The following is a 3,534-nucleotide window of genomic DNA, read 5'->3' as shown; positions in this document are numbered from 1 at the left end:
TAGAGCGCTCTAATCAGAGAGCTTGGAGTTTGTCCAGACTAGGGAAATATCTGGAAGTCCGTGCCAGATAACGACTCGTAGCGGTAGACAAGACTTGTGTTGGAAACTGATTCTTCCAAGCCGCTATTGGACGCTTTGCGTCAATAGCGGTTCTTGACTTTGTCCGAAAGCCCGCCCATCGCCGATAATCAAAATTGTTCCTTGTTGTATTTAATGATAGTTGTTGGCTTAATTAGCGGCACTTCCGTAGACGGAATTGATGCAGTGCTAACCGAAATTACCGGAGATGACCTCGATATCAGCGTCAACTTGCTGGCCGGGGAAACTTATGCTTATCCCGAAGAACTGCGATCGCAGATCCTCGGAGTTTGCGGCGGCGATCGCATTTCCCTAGAAGAACTAGCAAAACTCGATGACGCGATCGCCCGACAATTTGCGATCGCGTCCCTCGATATCCAGCAAAACCAACCCTCCGCCACCTTAATTGGCTCCCACGGTCAAACCGTCTTTCACCGTCCCCCCAAGGAAAACGCGATCGGTTATACCCTGCAACTGGGACGAGGCGACCTCATCGCCAAAATAACCAAAACCCGCACCGTCAGTAACTTTCGCGTTGCCGATATTGCCGCCGGAGGTCACGGCGCACCCCTCGTTTCCCGCCTCGATCTGGCACTTCTGAGCCATCCCAAAGAATATCGCTGCGTGCAGAACCTCGGCGGCATTGGTAACGTCACCTACCTACCCCCCCGCCTCCTGCAAAGAGAAAGGGAAGTCATCGGCTGGGATACCGGGCCCGCCAACGTCCTCATCGATCTTGCCGTCGAACGCTTCACCGATGGGGGAGAAACCTACGATCGCAACGGAGATTGGGCAGCCCAAGGAACTCCCCATCACAAACTCGTCGAACGCTGGCTGCAACAGGATTTTTTCCGCCTCCCGCCCCCCAAATCCACCGGACGGGAACTCTTTGGGAGAGAATACCTAGAACAATGCCTAGAGGATACCGAAGAAGACTTGAGCCAAGCAGACTGGCTGGCTACCCTCACCGAACTGACTGCCGCATCCATTGCCCGCAGTTACCGCAATTTTCTCCCCCACTTCCCCAAAGAAGTTCTCCTAGGGGGAGGAGGAAACCGTAATGCTTATCTCAAACAGCGTTTGGCTCAACACCTCTCCCCCGCCACAGTCCTCACCGTCGATGAAATGGGAGTTAACTCCGACTTCAAAGAAGCGATCGCCTTTGCCCTCCTAGCCTACTGGCGCATCGGCGATCGCCCTGGCAATTTACCCCAAGTCACCGGAGCAAGCCAACCCTTACCCCTTGGAGACATTCATCCTTTCTTCTGAGGAAGGGTATACTGAGAGAGGAATATCGAAAGGATGTTATTGTGGCTCATACCTTTTTATTGGAGGAAGGACGTTGGATTCTGCAAGGCAACTGGTTAGAACGGAATGAACTGCCCGTTGCCGTTAAAGGCAGAACCATCATCGCTTGGGGACAACAAAATTGGTTTACATGGGTGACTAAACTGGAATTTCCCCAAAGCGATCGCGCAGCCATTTCATTGCAATATCGGGGTCGTCTGGAATCGGGAGAGCGTCAGTATAATTTCGTTCTTCAACATAGTTTGTTAGGTCGAGTTGAAGGGGAGGGCTGGATCGCCCCTGAATCCATTGTTCAGCGCTATATGGTTATTAGCGACGATGAACGCCAGCGACAGAGTGGCTTTGAAACCCTCTACCGATTAGATGATAATACCTATCATCTCTCGAGCGGGATTCTCACAGGTCATTCCTTAACTACAATTATGGAAGCCAGCTTAGAACGCATCTAAATCGCAACCTAATTGGTTATTGATTATTGGTTATTCGTTAATCTTTAACGTGTCATTAGTATTTATGCGAACCCACCTCCTCTCTGATAGGATTGGAGTCCGATTATGACAAAAGACCCCTATACCGATCGCATATTGGCCAACCGCTATCATCTCCTCGAACTCGCTGGCAAAGGAGCGATGGGAAGAGTGTACCGCGCCGAAGATACTCTGCTTGGAGGTGTAATTGTCGCGGTCAAATTTCTCTCTCAAACTCTGCTCAATAAAAGAATGCGCGATCGCTTCGAGCGGGAAGCGACAATTTGTGCTTTATTAGCAGAAAAAACCATTCATATCGTCCGAGTTCGAGATTACGGGGTTGATTCCCAAGAAGTCCCCTATTACGTGATGGAATTTCTCGAAGGAGAAAGTCTCAGCGAATTGATTCGCAAGCGGGATATTTCTCTTTCTCGCTTCTTAAGAGTTATCCGTCAAGCCTGTCTCGGGCTGCAATGCGCCCACGCGGGGATTATTTTTAAAGGCGAAAAAAATCAAATTATTCATCGCGATATTAAACCCAGTAATCTTCTTTTGATGGAAGATGCCACCTTGGGAGAATTAGTGAAAATTCTCGATTTTGGGATCGCTAAACTGATTGAAGAAAATCGCGAACAAACTCACTCCTTTATGGGAACTCTCGCTTATTGTTCCCCAGAACAAATGGAGGGAAAAGAATTAGATCGTCGCTCCGATATTTACAGTTTGGGGGTGATGATGTACGAGATGCTGGCCAATGAAATGCCCCTGTTGCCGGAAAATAACTCTTTTGGGGGTTGGTATAAAGCACACCACGATTTTAAACCTCTGCCTCTCAAATCTGAATTTAATATTCCTCCCGAACTCAATACCCTGATTATGCAGTGTCTGGCGAAAAAGCCCAACGATCGCCCAGAGAATATGGAGGAAATTCTTAAGGTTATTTCCCCCCTCGCCGAACGCTACGATCGCGATCGCCATCCGGGTAAAATCGAAAAAGACACCCAGGGCGATCGCCAGCAAACCCCCACAGAATCATCCCTCGAAGACTTGTGCCTGCAAATGGCTTGGCCCAAAACAATGCCTCAGCAAAAAATTGTTTTTCCTCGCTTCATTCGCACCCCCAAAGGAGTGATTTCAACTCTCTGGATTATGATCGAACAGCAAGATATTTTTAATCGTCGTTTGAGTACCCGCTACAATCAATTTCTCTTTTCTACGATTCCCCATCCCATGCTGTTATGGATCACGGTACTTTACAGTCCCCAGCACGGTCCGCGTTGGTTGCCTTGCTATCTAGACTTGAAAACTCCTATGGGTCAAAACACGACGCGCCTACTGGGAGAATCAGGAGAATATCGAATGCTCTTTTTTGCCATGGAAAATGCCTCTAAGTGTCAACACGTTATGAGTTCTACCATCGATCCCGAACAGTGCAAGCGCCTATTGCATTGGGCTAATACCAGTAAGGGATTGCGCGATGCAGGTCAGTCCACCATGAGCAAAAACCTACTCAAACAAGAATTTGAGAAGTTAAAACCCAAGATTTTAATGAAGTTAGAAGCCGTGCAAACCCAATACCCGTCTAGTAGTTGATAGTTGATAGTTGATAGTTGATAGTTGATAGTTGATAGTTGATAGTTGATAGTTGATAGTTGATAGTTGATAGTTGATAGTTGATAGT

At 48.1% G+C, this 3,534-nt stretch carries 3 protein-coding genes; all 3 read left to right on the top strand.

Annotated elements, in window-relative coordinates:
- Positions 1 to 213 precede the first annotated feature (213 nt).
- The 3 genes from JUI58_RS01215 (at position 214) to JUI58_RS01205 (ending at position 3,446) form a co-directional block, all read left to right on the top strand.
- Positions 214 to 1,347, top strand: coding sequence for an anhydro-N-acetylmuramic acid kinase (locus JUI58_RS01215; protein ID WP_204101920.1), 1,134 nt, complete (start codon positions 214 to 216; stop codon positions 1,345 to 1,347).
- 41 nt (positions 1,348 to 1,388) lie between these two features.
- A complete protein-coding gene (locus JUI58_RS01210) occupies positions 1,389 to 1,835 on the top strand; it encodes a hypothetical protein (protein WP_204101919.1) in 447 nt (148 codons plus the stop codon).
- 105 nt (positions 1,836 to 1,940) lie between these two features.
- Positions 1,941 to 3,446 carry a serine/threonine-protein kinase gene (locus tag JUI58_RS01205; RefSeq protein WP_204101918.1) on the top strand — a complete coding sequence of 502 codons (1,506 nt, stop codon included), beginning with the start codon at positions 1,941 to 1,943 and terminating at the stop codon, positions 3,444 to 3,446.
- Positions 3,447 to 3,534 lie beyond the last annotated feature (88 nt).

This window comes from Spirulina sp. CCY15215 (assembly GCF_016888125.1).
In the GTDB taxonomy this organism is placed as follows: domain Bacteria; phylum Cyanobacteriota; class Cyanobacteriia; order Cyanobacteriales; family Spirulinaceae; genus CCY15215.
This window is presented reverse-complemented; position numbering and strand designations above follow the sequence as displayed.